Annotated in this window: 18 protein-coding genes; 7 read left to right on the top strand and 11 right to left on the bottom strand. The window is 46.4% G+C overall.

Features of this window, described 5'->3' with window-relative positions; translation table 11 throughout:
• Nucleotides 1–118: 118 nt before the first annotated feature.
• Entirely contained in the window at nt 119–1,369 is a 1,251-nt protein-coding gene (locus PISL_RS05320) for a zinc ribbon domain-containing protein (protein ID WP_053240347.1), read from the bottom strand.
• A gap of 95 nt (nt 1,370–1,464) precedes the next feature.
• Here PISL_RS05320 and PISL_RS05315 point away from each other — a divergent pair, with 95 nt between their 5' ends.
• The 3 genes from PISL_RS05315 (at nt 1,465) to PISL_RS05305 (ending at nt 2,680) form a co-directional block, all read left to right on the top strand.
• Nucleotides 1,465–1,734, top strand: coding sequence for a hypothetical protein (locus PISL_RS05315; protein WP_011762781.1), 270 nt, complete (start codon nt 1,465–1,467; stop codon nt 1,732–1,734).
• 106 nt (nt 1,735–1,840) lie between these two features.
• On the top strand, nt 1,841–2,362 hold the full coding sequence (locus PISL_RS05310) for a hypothetical protein (protein WP_167827624.1): 522 nt from the start codon (nt 1,841–1,843) through the stop codon (nt 2,360–2,362).
• A gap of 27 nt (nt 2,363–2,389) precedes the next feature.
• Nucleotides 2,390–2,680: a zinc ribbon domain-containing protein gene (locus PISL_RS05305; protein WP_011762779.1), complete on the top strand. Its 291-nt coding sequence runs from the start codon at nt 2,390–2,392 to the stop codon at nt 2,678–2,680.
• Here the strand turns inward: PISL_RS05305 and ilvA are convergent.
• The 7 genes from ilvA to PISL_RS05275 all read right to left on the bottom strand — a co-directional run bounded on the left by ilvA (nt 2,664) and on the right by PISL_RS05275 (nt 9,514).
• Entirely contained in the window at nt 2,664–3,872 is a 1,209-nt protein-coding gene (gene ilvA, locus PISL_RS05300) for a threonine ammonia-lyase (protein ID WP_011762778.1), read from the bottom strand. The two genes, PISL_RS05305 and ilvA, sit on opposite strands and share 17 nt — an antisense overlap.
• Nucleotides 3,869–5,068, bottom strand: coding sequence for an aminotransferase-like domain-containing protein (locus PISL_RS05295; RefSeq protein ID WP_011762777.1), 1,200 nt, complete (start codon nt 5,066–5,068; stop codon nt 3,869–3,871). The genes ilvA and PISL_RS05295 overlap by 4 nt, the downstream gene beginning before the upstream one ends.
• 304 nt (nt 5,069–5,372) lie before the next feature.
• A complete protein-coding gene (sucD, locus tag PISL_RS05290) occupies nt 5,373–6,254 on the bottom strand; it encodes a succinate--CoA ligase subunit alpha (protein WP_011762776.1) in 882 nt (293 codons plus the stop codon).
• Nucleotides 6,251–7,399, bottom strand: a complete 1,149-nt coding sequence (gene sucC / locus PISL_RS05285; protein ID WP_011762775.1) for an ADP-forming succinate--CoA ligase subunit beta — start codon at nt 7,397–7,399, stop codon at nt 6,251–6,253. Before sucC ends, sucD begins: the two co-directional genes overlap by 4 nt.
• Nucleotides 7,400–7,454: 55 nt before the next feature.
• A complete protein-coding gene (locus PISL_RS10730; RefSeq protein WP_011762774.1) occupies nt 7,455–7,622 on the bottom strand; it encodes a hypothetical protein in 168 nt (55 codons plus the stop codon).
• Nucleotides 7,619–8,869, bottom strand: coding sequence for an NAD(P)/FAD-dependent oxidoreductase (locus PISL_RS05280; RefSeq protein ID WP_053240344.1), 1,251 nt, complete (start codon nt 8,867–8,869; stop codon nt 7,619–7,621). Before PISL_RS05280 ends, PISL_RS10730 begins: the two co-directional genes overlap by 4 nt.
• A gap of 249 nt (nt 8,870–9,118) precedes the next feature.
• A complete protein-coding gene (locus tag PISL_RS05275; protein WP_053240343.1) occupies nt 9,119–9,514 on the bottom strand; it encodes a Fur family transcriptional regulator in 396 nt (131 codons plus the stop codon).
• Between the two features lie 80 nt (nt 9,515–9,594).
• Between PISL_RS05275 and PISL_RS05270 the strand changes: the two genes are divergently transcribed.
• Genes PISL_RS05270 through PISL_RS05260 form a run of 3 tightly spaced genes read left to right on the top strand, consistent with a single transcriptional unit; the run spans nt 9,595 to nt 13,399 of the window.
• Nucleotides 9,595–10,089 carry an adenosine-specific kinase gene (locus tag PISL_RS05270; RefSeq protein ID WP_011762771.1) on the top strand — a complete coding sequence of 165 codons (495 nt, stop codon included), beginning with the start codon at nt 9,595–9,597 and terminating at the stop codon, nt 10,087–10,089.
• The gene (locus PISL_RS05265; RefSeq protein ID WP_011762770.1) at nt 10,086–11,168 is read left to right on the top strand and encodes an MFS transporter; all 1,083 of its coding nucleotides are present in this window, start codon (nt 10,086–10,088) and stop codon (nt 11,166–11,168) included. The genes PISL_RS05270 and PISL_RS05265 overlap by 4 nt, the downstream gene beginning before the upstream one ends.
• Nucleotides 11,165–13,399 (top strand): DEAD/DEAH box helicase, encoded by a 2,235-nt coding sequence (locus tag PISL_RS05260; RefSeq protein WP_011762769.1) that lies wholly within the window; start codon nt 11,165–11,167, stop codon nt 13,397–13,399. The genes PISL_RS05265 and PISL_RS05260 overlap by 4 nt, the downstream gene beginning before the upstream one ends.
• On the opposite strand, the gene PISL_RS05255 is transcribed toward PISL_RS05260, so the two are convergent.
• Complete coding sequence (locus PISL_RS05255; protein WP_011762768.1) at nt 13,391–15,790, bottom strand: valine--tRNA ligase; 2,400 nt, start codon at nt 15,788–15,790, stop codon at nt 13,391–13,393. The genes PISL_RS05260 and PISL_RS05255 overlap by 9 nt on opposite strands.
• Nucleotides 15,791–15,924: 134 nt before the next feature.
• Between PISL_RS05255 and PISL_RS05250 the strand changes: the two genes are divergently transcribed.
• A complete protein-coding gene (locus tag PISL_RS05250; RefSeq protein WP_011762767.1) occupies nt 15,925–16,518 on the top strand; it encodes an ACT domain-containing protein in 594 nt (197 codons plus the stop codon).
• On the opposite strand, the gene PISL_RS05245 is transcribed toward PISL_RS05250, so the two are convergent.
• Both PISL_RS05245 and PISL_RS05240 read right to left on the bottom strand, forming a co-directional pair.
• On the bottom strand, nt 16,501–17,493 hold the full coding sequence (locus PISL_RS05245; protein ID WP_011762766.1) for a TIGR00269 family protein: 993 nt from the start codon (nt 17,491–17,493) through the stop codon (nt 16,501–16,503). The two genes, PISL_RS05250 and PISL_RS05245, sit on opposite strands and share 18 nt — an antisense overlap.
• 84 nt (nt 17,494–17,577) lie before the next feature.
• The gene (locus PISL_RS05240; RefSeq protein WP_011762765.1) at nt 17,578–17,799 is read right to left on the bottom strand and encodes a hypothetical protein; all 222 of its coding nucleotides are present in this window, start codon (nt 17,797–17,799) and stop codon (nt 17,578–17,580) included.
• Nucleotides 17,800–17,806: the final 7 nt, after the last annotated feature.

Genomic DNA, 17,806 nt, shown 5'->3' with positions numbered 1-17,806 from the left:
GTCCGGGGCCGCCTTTCGGCAACCCCAGACGAGAGGGCTCGGGTCATAGGGGGCTGGCTTTGCCCCCCTTGGTCGCCGGGCCCCAGGGCCGGGGATGTGGCTCATGAAATGAGGAGACTTACGAGGTTAAAAGTGTGGTGGTCGCTGAAAAAGCGGGTTGTTTTGTCTTTTGGAGGATTTCCCAGTACCTTCTCTTTGCCCATATCAGCGGCACGTTGTCTCGGTTGTTGTTGAAGCCGCAGACGGGACACCGCATTCGCCTGTTATTCAGCTCTTTCATCTTCGCGCCACAGCGGGGGCAGATGGTCGAATACAGCCGCTCCTCCAAATACGGCAAGCCGTACCACTGTGCCAAGTGTTGTAGGCGCCTCCTCAGTTGGCCCAACCCGTCTAGAAAGTGTTTCTTCACTCCGCTACTGTTCCTTTCTTTGAGCTCTCGATATGTTTCGTCCTCCATTGTGTCCACCACGACGGCGGCGCTGTACGTCTTGGCGAGCTCGATTATTTCTCTAGCGATATGCGCCACAATGCCCCTTATCTTCCTAAACCGCTTAGACGCGAGATAACGTGCTCTGTCTTCGAGACGTCTCCTTCTGACGGGATCCGCCTCCCTAGCGGCTTTTCCGTCAAGACGGCTTATCTCCTCGTGGAGTCTCCTCAGTTCTCTTACCGCGCTCTCGTCGGGAAGTCTCAACGTCTGTCTCAGTTTTCCATCCACGAGGAGACCCGCCGTGACGCCGTTGTCGAGACGGTTCACGTCAACGACAACAACGGCCCTGGGCTTTATCTGTTGAACTTCGCGGGCGAAGACGAGGGCGACGTAGAGCTTGCCGTAGGTCGGCTCCTTGCCCCTCTGTCTCTCTATGCCGAGGAACGCCAACTTCAATTTGGCGCCCTCTTCTAGTCTCTCCCTTATCCAAACTATGTTGTTCTTCTTCAACTCGACGGCGAAAGGCGGTATGCCGAGTTTTCTTACTCTAACAATACCGCTCTTTAGGTCGACAAAGACCGCCATACTTATGTCTCTTTCGTTCCCAACTCTAAGTTGGGCGTTGAGCGGAACCGCCCTGTGGAACACTACGTCGCGCCAGAAGAACTTAGCCCACTCTGCGATATATCTCTTAAGTCCGTACTTGGGAAACACCTCCTCGATAATCCGCCGTGCCAGCTCCCGTCTGTCGGGAGTAAGCAAGCAGACAAGCTCCTCCGGCGCGAGCTTGGGCTCCTCTTGCCCCGTCAACTCCTTTAACAGCCTTCTGGCGTACTCCTCCACCGCTAGGCGCATCCTTACGGCGAGGCCGAGGACGTCCGGTCTCTCTTCGACAAGGCGCCAAGGTATCTCTATCCTCAGCGTTCTGTATACGTACATGTGTGTATATGTGGTGGGGCTGAAATCTCTGTTGGTTATAGAAGACACACGGGGGCAAGCCAAAAGTTTCACAAGACAAACCCACGGCCCCGACGTTGTGCCCCGCCTCTCCTCAGAGCTGGCGAAACACCGACCCCTCCCCCGGGACTGCGACATACGCGGCGGTGTTGACCATAGTCGCCACGATTACCGAGAGCCGGCCAGAGGGGCTCTACGTCCACTTCAGGGCTGATATAACTACGGCCGTACTCCTATATGCAAAACCTCCGGAATACCCGGAAATAACGATAAGAGCCAAGCCGCCACACGTCCAAGAGCTCTACGGCCTTATCTACGCCCCCACCGCCTCGTCTCCTACCTCCTAAAACCCTAGCCCCTTTTTCAACGCCCACCACGTCTTCCGCCAACCCCGCACACCTCTTTCTACTACCTCGGTTCACCTGCCTGACGACGTCGCTGTCAGGCAGGTGTGTGAAAGGAGTTGAAAGAGTGTTTCTGACTTTTCACATCTGTGGTGGGTGGGACATGGGCGTACGGTTGCTTGCGGTTGGACTCGCCGCTGTCATCATCAGCGACATTGTGTTGTTTTCGCCCGTTATTTACGCCGCGACTACCGGCGCGGCGGCTAAGCTTCAGGCGCATGACTTTGCTTCTATATACATCGCGGTACTTGACACACTTCTGTCCGGCCTCGGTGTAGCAATTCTCATATCGTTTATAGATCCCAGACAGGGTCTCGACGACCCATGTGATGTAATTACGCTGTATGTACGTGGCATGTCTGCTACGGCCGCCGCCGTAATCGCCATGTTTATGAAACTTGAATCCCTCACGCCAATGGAAACCGCCATATGCATCACAAACGCCGCCGGGCGGATACTAACCATCACTGCTTACTTGAGAGATAACTGTTTTTTCTCAAACTCGACGACCAACGTCCATAGTGTGTCGCAAGTATATGAGAGGACAATCTCAATACGCCCTCCCAACTAGCATTTCTCTCCCTCGCCGCATGCGCACATGAACCAAGTCTACAGGACGTTGAAGATCAGACTACCTCACAGACTTGTCAAGGAGCGAGCAAACGTCCTCGACCTAGCGGTGCGTAAGTTGAAGGAATTGGCGCAATGGTACGGCATTCCGTATCTAGAAGAGAGGTTGCATTCAACCGTCTGCCCCCGTTGTGGAGCTAAGATGGTTGAGGAGAAGAACCGTATTATGCGTTGTCTAACATGCGGCTTCTCAGACAACAGAGACAACATCCCCATAGTATGGGCCAAGAAGCTGTACAACATTAAGCCGTTACTTTAAAGTAGAAGCCGTTTTTTTCAAGTTCATCTAGAAGTTTTGACATATCTAATGTGCCGGGTACCTCCACTATGAAGACAAGGCGGACGTAGTTGGGTCTTTGTTCAGGGTCGTAGCGTTCATGGTAAACTTCAAGTATGTTTACATTATGAGACGCCAGAATAGATGAGGCTTTAGCTAGCGTACCCGGCCTGTCGGGTACTTCGCCGACTAGTTTTATGATACGTCTCTGTCTTGCTAAAGCTTTCATTAACACACGCATTAAAATAGGCGCGTCAATATTACCTCCCGACACTACAGCAACGGCCTTCTTCCCTCTTACATTTACCTTACCGGACATTAGAGCTGCAACTGCCACAGCTCCTGCGCCTTCCGCTATTACTCTCGTCCTTTCTAGCAGTAAAAATATAGCATCGGCGATTTCGTTATCGTCTACTAGTACCACATCGTCTACATACTCCTGGATTATTTTTAACGTGATGTCTCCTGGCCGTTTTACAGCAATGCCGTCGGCTATTGTGTCAACTCGCTCAATTAAGACAGGCTTCCCCTCTTTAAGTGAAAGATATACAGCAGGTGCTCCGCTGGCTTGAACCCCTATTATCTTTGCGTTTGGTCTCATTTTTTTGACGGCATATGCTACGCCGGAGATTAACCCGCCGCCTCCTACGGGAACTATGACAACATCTACATCCTTTACATCTTCTACTATTTCAACTCCTAATGTAGCTTGTCCTGATATGACGTAATAATCATTATATGCGTGAAGGAATTTTGCATCACTTTTTAAAAGCTCATAAGCCTTCTTCTCTGCTTCGTAGTAACTCTCGCCATATAGTATTACAGATGCGCCATAGTCTTGTGTCTTCTTTACCTTAAGCCAAGGCGTAGTCTCTGGCATTACCACAGTCGCCTTCACTCCATGTAATTGTGCGGCATATGCAACTCCCTGTGCGTGGTTTCCTGAAGACGCAGTTATAAACTCTCTATACCCCTCTTGCATATATTTGTACATGGCGAAGTAAGCTCCCCTAATTTTGAAACTACCCGTCTTCTGCAGAGATTCCAACTTTAGATATACATCGCCTCCAGATATTCTAGAAAGCGACTCAGAGCGTAGGGTAGGAGTGCGGTGAATCTTACCCTCTTTCTGTTTTTCTCTTATTACTGAAAGTGCCTCTTCTAGTAATATCATGCACTTTTTATTGCCATTGCAAGACGGCGGATGCCCTCTTCAATTTGTTCGAAAGTTGGATAGGTGAAATTTAAACGCATAGCGTTTGTAAGCGATTGATCCACAGAGAAGCCGTGGCCTGGCACAAAAGCCACCTTATATTTAGTGATTGCAGTGACTAGCAACTCCCTCGTATCTATATGTGGCGGCACGGTGGCCCATATAAACATGCCGCCGCTTGGTTTCGTCCAACTTACACCAGGCGGCATATAAGTCTCTAATGCGGTTAGCATGGCGTCGCGTTTCCGTCTATAAAGTTCTTTTACGCGTGGCAGATTCTTTAAGATTATATTGCGTCTGAGCCCCTCTAGGAGTACGTATTGTGCAAATGTAGAAGTGTGTAGATTTAAGGATTGTTTAGCTAGATTAAACCAATCTAGGATTTCCTTATCTGCTATAACCCAGCCCAAACGGAAGCCAGGCGCGAATATCTTAGATGCAGTAGAGAGATATATCACCCTTCCTGATCTGTCTAGTGTCTTAATAGGCGTAACTTGTATAGGCTCGAAGAGAAAGTAGGAATATGGGTCGTCCTCCACTATCAACAGATCATATTTTTCAGCAATCTCAAGAAGATATTTTCTTCTCTCTTGAGACATTGTTAAGCCGCTGGGGTTTTGTGCCGTTGGGATTGTGTAGATAAACTTTATTTTAGCGCCCTCTGCCTTGAGTTTTCTGATTGTATCCTCCAGTTTCTCTACAACCATGCCATGTTCGTCCATTGGTATGCCAATTAACCTCGGCTGGTATACTCTCCACGCTTGTAACGCTGCTATATATGTGGGGTTTTCTGTAATAATTACATCTCCTTGGTCTATAAACACACGCCCCAAGAGCTCAAGAGCCTCTTGGCTACCTACTGTGATAAATACATTTTCCGGTCTTGCCTTAATGCCGGCGTAAGAGTCTACAAACTTAGCAAGTTCTTCGCGGAGTTCTGCGACACCCTCGGTAGAGCCGTATTGTAACGCTCTTTGCGGATAGGCCTCTAACACGTACGCTACTACTTTAGAAATTTCGTCAACGGGAAATGTGGAGGGATCAGGTAGTCCACCTCCAAAAGATATAACGTCGGAGGTTATCCATTTGAGCAACTCTCTTATTTCACTTGCAGTCATAAATTTTGTGCGCGACGCAAGTATACTATCTACTTTCATGCCAATAGAGTTCTTACTTCTATATAAACTTATTTATATATCAGAGTCATGAGTTAAGGCTTTTGCACAATTAATACATACTCTTCCCAATCCTCTCTTTATACTACATTTGTCGCATACGGTTCTCCCACATATAATACACGTAGATATAGAAAAGTTTCTCCTACAAATTTTGCAAAGAGAGGTTTCACAAACTATGCAGTATTTTCCAGCCCAATCGTAACGACATACAAGTCTTCCACATTTTGGACATTTAAACTCCGTCTCTTCAAAACCACATATTTGGCATTTTATCACTGTGGAATTATTTCTTAAGCAACTTCGAGAGCAGTTGCGGAACTTCGAAGGGAGTTTCGGCAACTGGTATACCAACTGATCTAAACGCCTCTATCTTACTTCTAGCGTCGCCTGTGCCCATCATCACTATTGCACCGGCATGTCCCATGCGTTTGCCCGGCGGCGCTGTACGTCCGGCGACATATGCTACAATAGGCTTGTTAAAAGCACCTTCTGCATATAATTTTGCTATTCTTTCTTCAGCGTCACCGCCTACTTCGCCTATTACAACTATGCCCTCTACTTCTGGATCTTCTGCTACTTTGAGAGTGGCCTCCATAAGGTCTAGCCCTACTATTGGATCTCCGCCTACACCTATAGCTATATTTATACCAAAGCCCGCTCTTATAAGTTGATACGATATTTCGTATGTTAAAGTCCCAGATCTGCTCACTATAGCAATTCTCCCAGGCGTTTGGTATATACTATTTGGCATTATCCCTAGTTTCGTTTTAAGAGGCGGCGCCACTATGCCAGGACAATTGGGCCCTATGACTGTAACTCCTCTAGCCCTAGCGTAATTTACAACTCTCAAAGTGTCGTGTATTGGTATATGTTCGGTTATAACAGTTATAAGCTCTATGCCTGCGTCTACGGCTTCAAGTACAGCGTCTGCAGCAAATCTCGCAGGCACAAACACCACACTGGCGTTGGCCCCTTGTTTTTTTACAGCTTCCTCTACTGTGTCATACACAGGTACACCGTGTACTGATGTACCGCCTTTGCCAGGGGTAACTCCCGCGACGACTTTTGTGCCGTATTCTAACATCCTTAGAAGATGGAAAGAGCCCTCGCGGCCTGTGGCGCCTTGTACAACTACTCTTGTCTTAGGACTTACTAACACGGTCATATCTTCGCCAATTCTACAGCTTTTTTTGCCGCCTCCTCTGCGTTTTCAAACAACGGTATTCCAATTTCTGAGAGTATTGCCTTGCCCTGTTCCTCATTTGTGCCCTTTATTCTCACTACAATTTTCTTTGTATGTTCTTTAACCTCTGCAAGCGCATCTTTTATGCCCAGCGCTACCTCATCTGCACGCGTTATTCCTCCAAATATGTTGACAAATATAACTTTGACCCTGGGATGGTTAAGCAATACTTTGACGGCCTCCTTAACAACTTCTCTACTTGCGCCACCGCCTATATCGAGAAAGTTCGCAGGTCTACCGCCGAAGTGATATACGAGATCCATTGTCGCCATGGTCAAACCAGCGCCGTTTCCAATAATTCCAATATCTCCATCTAATTCCACATAGTGAAATCCTATCTTTTTTGCATACGCCTCAAATTCTGTTATATCACGTGGATCCTCTTCCAACGCCTTCTCAAGATCTGGGTGTTTAAAGAGAGCGTTGTCGTCAACTATCACCCTTGCATCAAGGGGTATTACCTCGCCCTCTTTTGATAACGCAAGCGGGTTCGTCTCAACTAGCTCAGCGTCATAATCTACCATTATTCTATACATTGCTTGTATAACTGAAGCGGTTTGTTGCCACTGTTGCGACCCAGGTTTAAAGCCGAGCCATGATATTATAGACCTAATGTGATAGTCTCTTAAACCAATAGAGGGATCCACATATACCTTCTTAATCTTTTCTGGGCTTGTTTTGGCTATTTCCTCGATGTCTACCCCACCTATTGGAGAGGCTAGGAATAGATATCTACGAGAAGCTCTATCGATGATAAGCGAAAGGTACATCTCCCGTTCGACCTCTACGTATTTAGTCACATAAAGCTTCCTCACTACAAGCCCCTTTATGTTCATGCCAAACATCTTTTTTGAAAGTTCATATGCCTCCTCTGGGGTCTGAGCTATCTTTATACCGCCTGCCTTACCCCTGCCTGCTACAACTACCTGTGCCTTTAAAACTACAGGCGTGCCTATTTCCTCTGCGATTTTGCGTACCTCATCTGGAGTTAGGGCTAATTTGCCAGGGGGTATTTTAACTCCATATCTTAGGAAGAGCTCTTTAGCCTCATATTCATGTAGTTTCATAAAGTACAAAGAATCTAAGCTATAAAATATTCTTTGTAAGCTTGGTGCCCAAAGTCTATTCAACAAATATCAAAAGATATATGCCGGGCTCTCTGGCAGCTAAAATTGCGTCTTTTCTTTCTCTAAAAGTACCAACTATATACCCGTTTTTTATCAAAACCCAGCCTTTCTTTCCGCTTTTTATTGCAACTTCTGTCCACCTCTGTAGCACCTCTTCTATCATATTACTAGCCTCTCCTCCTCAAAACATCTATTACGCCTTAACATATTGCTTTCAACTATAACGCCGCCGTAGAGCTCCGCTTTCTCATACCCCATGGCAAGATATGCCGCTATTCTACCAACTGCGTCTGCTTTCATAATACCCGAGCCTGATGTTCCAGCGGCGACATAAAGCCCCTCGGCAAGTCTATCTACAATAGGCTGATAGTCTACTATGTTTTCATCGTAGTGTCCAGCCCAAGCGTTTTGTGGCATGCGGCCTTCAAACGCCGGGATGTATTTTGTCAACACTGGGTAAATGCCATAACGCCACAACGCCTCCTCCGGCTCTGGTTTTTCTTCAAAACGGAAGGGCCTTCTGTCAGCTACCCCAACCCAGAAGGTCTTCTCGTTTGGCTCTGGCCTCACATATATACCCTTAGGTAATATTATCATAGGCGCGTACTCCCTATCTGCTAAGCCAGACTTAAGTAAATCGTCTAGTTCTCCATCAGCTCTAACTACAAAGACTTGTCTCTTTCTTGGCTTAAGAGGCAGGCCAAAGCCGGCCATATTCATAAGCTGTTCGGTCCAAGCACCTGTGGCAAAAATAACGTTTCTAGCCTCTAAATAGCCCGCCGACGTCTCTAGCCCAGCTACTTTCACATCTTGCCACGTAAATGGTTCGCCAGGGATATTGAGAGGTTTCTTTGGTCTAAAACTCACGGACTCTACTTTGACGTTAAATAGGACTTCGCCCCCCTCTTTGGTATAAGCTTCATAATAATACCGTACGAGCTTTTCGGGATCTATAATTCCGGCTTCTTTAACTAGTAGCCCCAAGGCTATATCTGGTAAGCCCATCTCTCTAGCCTCTTCGTCATCTGTTACTTTAAACCTAAGCGGCATGTTTAATCTTTCAAAAAGATCGACTGTTACGCCTATTTTGCCTAGCTCTTGTGCGATTGCGCGCATAGTTTCGGCATTTTCTTTAGGTACAAGAAATAGGTAACCAACAAACCTCATGTTAAGGTCAACTCCACTTTTTTGTATATCGCGGTAAAAGTCTATACTAGTTTTAGACAATACCCTATTTATCTGAGATGTAAAAATTGTTCTAAAAGCCGCGGCGGATTTAGCCGTATCGCCCATTCCAACTCCCGCATATTGGTCTACTACTAGTACCTTTGAACGTGGAGAGAGACGTTTAAGGTGATATGCGATGGACATACCTATAACACCGGCGCCGACAATTACATAATCGTACATAGTATCTAGATAAATACCACTATATATCAGTTAAAAGAGGTGTTGTACACTTCATGGTTATATGACTATATAGTACGTCTAGCAAATAAAAACGGTAACGGTTTTGTGAGGCTAATTTTTAATCCCTTATGGTTTTCTCTTCGTAGATTGTCAAATACTAGTTGTAGCTTACGTGATGAGGTAAACCGCGCCGATGAGATGTGATATGAGAGTCCACAGCTGAACTTAGACAATTGCTATCTTTTGCGATTACTTTTCGGCGCAAATAGCTTTAACTACTATTGAGGTGGGGAATATTCCCTGTTTTTTCAGCATCTCTATGATTTCTCTGTTGTCTAAATCTATGACTTTGTTTACGTTTGTACATACGACGTTTATATGTGGAGTTGTGCTGTCATAGTATGTACGCCCGTTGTGTTCAAAAGAGACAATGTAGCCCCCGTCTTCTAACAGCTTAAGGACGGAGTAGACTGTGCTGGCGCTTATAGATGGCATCTTTTGCTTTACTTCATTTAGGATATCGTTAAATGTCGGGTGTTCTTTCTTGGCTAATTTCTCCATTACTATGTTTATAACCTCAAGTCTCTGTGGCGTTATGCGATAGCCCCTCTCTTTGAGGGCTTGTGTCATTTGTGAGATTTCCATATACATTAAATTTCTTATTAATATAAAAATTTAATTCTCTTCTAAGGTAAATATAAAAGGCAGTTGTTTTATGGGACTCTATGTCTGTCAAATTCGATGTTATTGACGTGCCTATTCCCCAGGGGGCTAATGTTATTATCGGCCAGGCCCACTTCATAAAAACGGTAGAGGACCTCTACGAAGTACTTGTAACGTCAGTACCTGGAGCTAAATTTGCCATAGCTTTTTGCGAGGCCTCTGGTAAGAGGCTTATTAGACATGAGGCAAACGACGAGGAACTCAGAAACTTAGCGATTGAAGTGTGTAAAAAAATAGCCGCTGGGCACGTCTTTGTTATATATTTACGCAACGCTTGGCCCATTAACGTCCTAAATGCTATAAAAAATGTGCAAGAGGTAGTACGGATCTTTGCCGCCACCGCGAACCCGCTAAAAGTGATAGTCGCAGAGGTAGAGCCAGAGAGACGCGGCGTAGTTGGAGTTGTTGATGGCCACTCGCCGCTTGGCGTAGAGACGGAGAAAGATAGGGAGGAAAGGAAAAAATTCCTAAGAGACGTAGTTAAGTATAAGCTTTGAGAATAAACTTCGCAACTCTCCTTTTTTTCATAGCTAACGGTATAGTTGTAGTTGCTATTCCACCCTATTTACGCGACTTAGGAGTGATCAGCGAATCTACGATAGGCACAATAATATCTACGGCGTTTTTCGTCTCCGTTATAGTAAGGCCGTTAAGCGGCTTTATAGGAGATAAAGTGGGTTATGTAAAAGTGATGAGGATAGGCGTTGTCTTTGCTGTTATGTCGCAAATTATGTATCTACTTAGCAACCCGCTATGGGTTCAAATTGGCAGAGTTTTTCATGGTTTTGCAATAGGAACTTTTCTTCCGATGTCTATAGCTATTTCAGTCACAGAGGGAGCCAAAGCCATGGCAACACGCTCTTTAGCTGTTGGTATCGGAAACGTAGTAGGCCCCCTTATAGGTTCCATATTATACGACCTTGGCGGGGGCCGTCTATCCATCACGGTGGCATTACTCTTACATACAATCAATTGGTTTTTTATAAATGGGGCCGTATCTACAGAAGCTCGGGGTAAGGGAGGGGACATACTTATGCCTGAGACACGTGTATTTTTCTTCACGGCGTTGTTAACAATTTATGCAACTGTCTATATGGGCATTTCTACTTTTACGCCACTTCGTTTAAAAGACGAGGGGTTGCCAATAACCTACTGGGGTCTTTTTTCTTCAATTGCAGCAATTTCTAGCCTAATACCTCGGGCTTTTTTACTTAGGATGGGGTTTGTTAATTATATTACTGCCGGACTTGCATCTGCTATAACAATGGCTGGTTTAGCGCTTGTAGCTGTGGCATGGGATCTACCTCTTTTTTCAGTGGCCGGGGCGATATACGGCCTGGGGCAAGGCGCCGTTGTTGTTACATATCAAATATTGGCTCTTGCTGGTAGTAGAAACGCAGGTCTTGCTAGTGCTGTTTATACCATGGGTTGGGATTTGGGGTCGATCATTGGGCCAATTTTTGCAGGCGTGCTAGTAGAACATTTTGGCTATGGCGTTTTATACTATGTGCCACTACTTCTTTTAGCAAACATGGGGACTCTGTTTATATATGCATTACATAAGCGGAAAATGTGAGTTTTCTCGAACAAATATTAAGCGACTCTGGTAGAGAGGTTGTTTATATAAAGACAGATGAAGCTGAGGTCGTTGAAAAGTGTTGTAGTGTACACCAAGTGCTTATGCCAGTTGTTGCAAAAGTCTTTGAAGCTGTTGGAATTTCCCATCTATATAGGTATCAATATGACGCTATTCAAAGCATTAGGAGTAATAGAGATACCGTAATTGTTGCTGGAACAGGTATGGGTAAGACCGAGGCTTTTTTAGCTCCGCTTTTTGAGACGTCTCTAGAGTCGCTAGGAGGACCGGTGGCGCTTGTGCTATATCCCACTAAGGCGTTGGCTCGGGATCAGTTTGCCAGATTTAGAAAATTTGCAGACAAGCTTGGAGTAAGAGTCATGGTGTATGACGGTGACACTCCGCAAAGAGAGAGACGAATTCTATATGAAATGCCGCCGCATATAATAATTAGCAATCCCGACATGGTCAGCCTTGCCCTTATGCACGTGGCAAAATTTAGAGAGCTTGTAAAACGATTGAAATACGTTGTCTTAGATGATTTCCACGTCTATAGCGGCGTTTTTGGCTCGCATATGTATTACCTCCTGAGACGGCTTAAGCGATTTACAAGACCTGTTTTTATTGCGACGAGCGCCACTGTAGGAAACCCGGCGGAATTTGCCCAAGCCCTCTTTGATAGTAATAAAATAAACGTCGTTTGGGGACCGTTGGGCAGGAGGGGACGGTTAATACAAGTACTTGTAAGGCCGAAGTTTAGATCTAAGTGGGCTGAGGCTGCTCGCCTTTCTTCCCTATGTATAGAAAACGGGCTTAAGTGTATTGTCTTTACAGATAGCCATAGATATAGCGAGATTATATACAGAGCTTTAAAGATGGGGGGCTATGGAGATAAAGTAGCAGTTCATAGAGCAGGTCTCGAGCCCGAGGAGAGAAAAAATGTAGAGGAGGCGTTTAAGAGAGGCGATGTAAATGTAGTTATTTCAACGCCGACGTTAGAACTAGGTATAGATATAGGCGATATAGACGCGGCAATATTAGCATCAATACCGCCTTCTTACAATAGATATCTTCAGCGCATTGGCAGAGTGGGAAGACGGGGTCAAACTGGCTATGTGGTGCAAATATTGGGGAACGACCCTATTTCTCAATACTATCGTAACTACCCACACGAATTTTTTTCGAGATCGCTTGAACCGCTTGGATTTGAAAAAGAGAATGAAGACATAGCGTCGCTCCATTTATTAGCTGCTGCAACAGACATGCCGTTGAAAATGGGGGAACTCACACCATTTGAACAGGAGCTGGCGGAAAACCTACTAAAAAGAGGTCGACTCAAAAGGGTGGGTAATTTTTTGAGAATCACAAAAGAGGGACGGGAGATGCTTTCATCCCTTAGTCTTAGAGGGTCGCCTCATGTGGTTAAGATAAAGACGGTAGATGGAAGCGTAATAGGCGAGAGGGAGCTCCCATTAGCGCTTTATGAGTTACATCCAGAGGCTATATATATGCATGGGGGAAGGACATATGTATCCGAGTTGCTTGATTTGACACGTCGCATTGCTGTAGTTAAGCCTGTAGATGCAGAAGACTTAGTGACTCAGGCATTGGAAGATATGGAGCCGGAAATTATAGAGGTATATGAAGAGGGGATAACGGAGGGCGTGCCTTATCAATTTGGTCGTCTAAGAATAAAGATAACGGTATATGGGTATGCTCTCAAACGTTTTACCACAGAGGAGACTCTTGGAGAGTATAACATAGAGCCGCTCTCCTATGAGTTTGAGACAAAGGGTGTCGTTTTTTATATGCCGTATATACGCTTTAGTACAAATGACACAATTGACTGGGAGGCAAGAACTAAGGGTTATCACGCCACAGAACATGTGTTAATATCTGCGACGGAGATCGCAATAGGCGCCTCTAAGACCGACCTGGGCGGCATTAGTTATCCAGATGGCGTAATTGTAATATACGATTCGCATATAGGCGGCAATGGCACTGCACGTCTCCTATTGAAAAACTTCAGAAGAGTAGCCGAGATAGCGCTCAAGATAGTAAAGGGTTGCGACTGTGTAGACGGTTGCCCTAAATGTGTCTATTCGCCATATTGTGGAAACAACAATAAGATGTTGTCACGGAGAAACGCCATCAAGGTTCTAGAAGCGGTGCTTAACAAGTCGGGGACGCCCGCGGTGAGGGAGATCCCAAAGGCGGGGGCCCTAGCCTAGCCAGACGAGGCCCTCGTCGTCTATCTGCTCAACTCCGCGGCCCGCCTTCACCTCCCTCACCTTGTGCATGTGTTTCAGATCCTTGGCGGCCTGTAGCGCGGCGTCTGGCACGTAGAGCACCGCGTCAAGCGGATCCGCGAGACTCATGCCTCTCCTGTTCTTATAGCGCCACACCGCGCTGTTTATCTTCTTGATGAGCTCAAACAACTTTTCGTCACCCTCTTTCCACTCCTCCGGCGGGTCCTCCAGCCTCTCGTCGTGTATAGATCTCCCGAAGGCCTCACGCCAGATCTTGTCTGTGACAAATGGCATGATTGGCGCCAGTAGCTTCAGACTGTACTTCAGCACCGTATATAGGGTCCACACTGCGGCGTTTTGCTCATCCCTTGTGTAAGAGCCGTCGCGGTTGTAGGCGCGCGACTTAACCAGCTCTATGTAGTGGTCGGCGAACTCGTGCCATATGAAGTTGTAGAGGGTGTGGGCCGGCTCGTAAACGTCGAATTTGTTGTACGCGGAGATCGCCCTTTTGGCAACTCCGTATAGCCGGGCCAGCACCGCCTTGTCCACTGGTGTCAACGCCGGCTTAGACTGAGGCTCTGGGAAGGAGAGGACGAACCGTGATATGTTCCAGACCTTGGTCACAAACTCCTTTCCCTCTCTAATCATGTTCTCGTTGTAGCGGTAGTCGCTCCCCAGCCTCCCCGCTGCGGCAGCCCAGAACCTCACGGGGTCGGCGCCGTATTTCTCAACGGGCAACAACAGGTCTATGACGTTGCCCTTTGACTTATGCATTGCCTCGCCCTTCTCGTCTAGCCCCATGCCGTTAATCCTCACATATCGGAAGGGCACATCTCCAAACAGCAGATAGGCCCTTAGAAGGGCGTAGTACAGCCACGTCCTAATTATGTCGTAGCCTTGGGGTCTCAATATGGAGTGGGGGTACACCCTCGGGAAAACGTTGAAGTCCTTGGTCACCCCCGAGGCGTACATCCAGGAGATTGATGAGTCGAACCAAGTGTCTAACACCCTCGTGTCGCCCTCTAGTCTCCCGTCTTTACATGCCTCCTTAACCTCGGGAGGCGGCTCATCTCTCCACGGCACGTAGTACTCGCCTCCCTTTGGCACAAGCGGGACGCGGTCGCCGTTAGGCTTAACGCACCACCATATGGGGACCTCTGTGGCGTAGTAGCGGCGCCTGGACACGGGCCAGTCCAACTCCAGCGACCTTATCCAGTCTATGAGGACCTGGCGGTACTCGGGCGGGTAGAACTCCATCCTATGTGCTAACTCCACAAGCTTGTCTTTAAACTCTACCTGTTTTACAAAGAGCTCCCTAGTGACTATGATCTCTAAGGGGGTTTTACAGCGCCAGCAGACGGGCACGTTGTGAGACAGCCTTTCCTGCCTTACTAACAGACCCTCCGCCTTGAGGTCTTCGATGATCTTAGCCCTGGCCTCCCTAACTGTGAGACCAGCGTATCTGCCGGTCTTGATACGCCCCGCCTCGTCTATTATGATCCTAGTTGGTAGTTTAAGCTCGTTAACGATCATGAGGTCTCTCGTGTCTCCGAAGGTGGATATCATAACGAGACCTGTGCCGAACTTGGGGTTAGCGGCTCTGTGTGGGAGTATGGGCACCACCTGGCCCTCGGGCGGCACAATCGCGTGTTTCCCCTCTAGTTTTTTGTACCGCTCGTCCTCCGGGTGGAATATAACGGCAACTGTGGCTGGCAGAAGCTCAGGTCTCGTCGTGGCTATGACTATGTCTTCGCCTGTCTCCTGGACTTTAAACTTTATGTAGTTGAGGTATGTCTCCTCCTCCTTATACTCGATCTCTGGCTCTGCAAGCGCCGTACGACAACGAGGACACCAAGGCGTGGGTCTCTCGGCCTCGTATATTAGACCTCTGTGCCAAAGTTCTATGAATGTCTTCTGCGTCATCCGCCTATACTCTGGGCTGTCCGTACCCTGAGGCCAGTAGTCGAAGGAGAGACCCCACCTCCTTAGAGCTGTTACAAACTCTTTCTCGTATCTGTCTAGCTCCTCTTTACATAGTTGTAAGAATTTTTCTCGGGGTATCTCGTGTGCTACGATGTTGTATTTCTTTTCCACCTGCACCTCTATTGGAAGTCCGTTCCGGTCTAGGTAGAAGGGGAATACAACATCAAAGCCACGCATTCTTAAAAATCGAGCTATCATGTCGAAATGTGCATAAGACGCGGTTTGACCGATGTGTGGCCTATTGCTAGAGAGATAAGGGGGTGGCGTATCTATTACAAATATCGGCTTAGAGCCTGAGATTTTTGTCTTAAATCTGCCTTCGTTCTCCCAAGTTTTAAGCAACTCTTCTTCCCACCTTATATCCCATCTAGTAGGTAATTTATGTGCCACAGAAGCAGAACTCAAAGAGTTTTTAAGTTGAGTTAGGGACAAACATTTTAAATATTCTTTAAGTTGCGCATAATGCTTAACCGTGAGATCTACCTAATTGTCAATGGCGCAGGCAATAGGTTGGGGAGTTTCTCGTGGAGTTAAATTTTGACCAGCCAGGTATCCTGGCCACTCTTTCTAATATCTTTGCAGAACACGACGTCAATATAATAAATATAGCCATAGATGGACTACGTCAGCATCTCCACTTTATAACGGATCTAACCATGATTTCTGAGGATCAGTTACAAGAGATTTTAAAACAGTTGCAAATGTTTGCCTTTGTCAAAAGGGTTAAACACAGAGTTGCTACAGCGCCAGTTTTTGTCCCAAGGTGGATTACACATGTAATTAACGGCAAGCCCAGCCTAGCTGTTGAAAAAGAACTTGTGGGCTACCTAGGCGATCTTGTAAAACTCGCCGAAGAGATCGCCAGAAGAGATGCAAAGACTGTGAAAGAACTTGTTTCTGTAATAAACGCGGTGGTTTTAGAAGAAGCGCTTTACATAGCTCAACTAAGGGGGCTTGCCGTGGTAGAGAGTTCCGCGATTAAAGACGGAAGACTTGTCGCTAGAGTTTGCAACTTGGCACAGCCGTTGGCGCGGAGATATTTTGAAACCTTTTTCAAAGAGCTAGGGGTTCAGGCCAAGGTCATAGATGAGGGGACTTGCCTAAGACTGGAGACTTAACGATCTGGTTTTTTCTAAGTAATGTTCTAAAAGCCCTGCCTTTTCAAAAAGCTCACAAACTCTACACACATCTCTCGCCGATGTAGCGCCGCAGTATCTACAGCGCCTTAGAGATTCTTGTTGCATCGACGTTCGTAGAATAGCCGAAAGTTTTTCGCCAAATGATACAAGGTTATATTTAACCGATGGCATCTCTTTTTCTAGTGTAGCTAGTGTAAATTTTAGGTTGTACCTAGGGTTAGTTACAACATAGGGACACTCGAGTTCCATGAGCGGGATGCCGTGGTAGTATGCATATATGGCTATCTCCTCCTCTCTTATGTATTTAAGAGGCTTTATCCTTGGTATAAGGTCTTTTTCTTCGGCATCTTCGTATAGCCCATACCAACTAAGGCGGGAAAGGTTTCCCATTAGGACATTCATAAGCACAGTCTGTGCCTCATCGTCAAGGTTATGTGCTGTTGCTATTTTTGTCCACCCTCTCCTCCTTCCAATTATATTCATTGCGCGACGTCTCAAAACTCCATCAATAGTACACATGTGGACTTCGTGGCCTCTTTTAGACAAGCTTTCCGCAAGCTCTATTGCGGTCACTCCAAATATATCCTTGAAGTGGTAGACGTTATATTCTATGCCGAATTTTGAAGCTAGCTCTTTTACATATTCACGCTTTGACATTCTATAGAAACAGCTATACGGATGTCCCTCATTAATCGTAAAGGCTTCTATTTTTACATCTTTCAATAAGTTGCGCTGTAGAAATTTACCAAGTATGTAGAGGAGAACTAAGCTGTCTTTGCCGCCGGATATTGCCACCGCTACATAGTCGCCCGGTTTAATGAGTCTGTATCTTCTAATTGTCTTAAGCACTTTATCCTCCACGGAATTAAAAAGACAACGGAGACAAAGTCTTTCGCCGCTTACTACACGTAGGTACTGCGCCGGTCTTTTACCGCAGCGTTGACAAATCGTCATATTATATACCGCTTAGAAAAGTTGGTTGCGAAGACCTCTCCGCGTGGTGCCGGTTCTTCCGACAGATCAGGCAGATCTTCACCGCTATTTCTCTAGGTTTATATGTGGTATTGTCCCATGTTTTCGTTCTGCTTTTTCGATCTCTAGAGTGAAAGTATCTAAAGGGGTTCTAAATATATAGAAGACTAGTCCACAGTTTTTACATCTAGCTATCATTACAGTGTTTTCCGGCCCTTTATGACGGTATGTATATGGTGCTGGTAAAGCCTCCCACTCGGGTAAACCACAACGTGGACATGTGATCACCTATAAT

This window comes from Pyrobaculum islandicum DSM 4184, assembly GCF_000015205.1.
Lineage (GTDB): Archaea > Thermoproteota > Thermoprotei > Thermoproteales > Thermoproteaceae > Pyrobaculum > Pyrobaculum islandicum.
Note: the sequence above shows the minus strand (reverse complement) of the source record. Positions and strands in the feature narration are given on the sequence as shown.

Coding starts and splice junctions, on each gene's coding strand:
- sucC (WP_011762775.1), bottom strand. CDS start 7,399: ATGAAACTACATGAATATGAGGCTAAAGAGCTCTTCCTAAGATATGGA.
- PISL_RS10730 (WP_011762774.1), bottom strand. CDS start 7,622: ATGATAGAAGAGGTGCTACAGAGGTGGACAGAAGTTGCAATAAAAAGC.
- ilvA (WP_011762778.1), bottom strand. CDS start 3,872: ATGATATTACTAGAAGAGGCACTTTCAGTAATAAGAGAAAAACAGAAA.
- PISL_RS05275 (WP_053240343.1), bottom strand. CDS start 9,514: ATGGAAATCTCACAAATGACACAAGCCCTCAAAGAGAGGGGCTATCGC.
- PISL_RS05295 (WP_011762777.1), bottom strand. CDS start 5,068: ATGAAAGTAGATAGTATACTTGCGTCGCGCACAAAATTTATGACTGCA.
- PISL_RS05245 (WP_011762766.1), bottom strand. CDS start 17,493: ATGACGATTTGTCAACGCTGCGGTAAAAGACCGGCGCAGTACCTACGT.
- PISL_RS05280 (WP_053240344.1), bottom strand. CDS start 8,869: ATGTACGATTATGTAATTGTCGGCGCCGGTGTTATAGGTATGTCCATC.
- sucD (WP_011762776.1), bottom strand. CDS start 6,254: ATGACCGTGTTAGTAAGTCCTAAGACAAGAGTAGTTGTACAAGGCGCC.
- PISL_RS05305 (WP_011762779.1), top strand. CDS start 2,390: ATGAACCAAGTCTACAGGACGTTGAAGATCAGACTACCTCACAGACTT.
- PISL_RS05270 (WP_011762771.1), top strand. CDS start 9,595: ATGTCTGTCAAATTCGATGTTATTGACGTGCCTATTCCCCAGGGGGCT.
- PISL_RS05320 (WP_053240347.1), bottom strand. CDS start 1,369: ATGTACGTATACAGAACGCTGAGGATAGAGATACCTTGGCGCCTTGTC.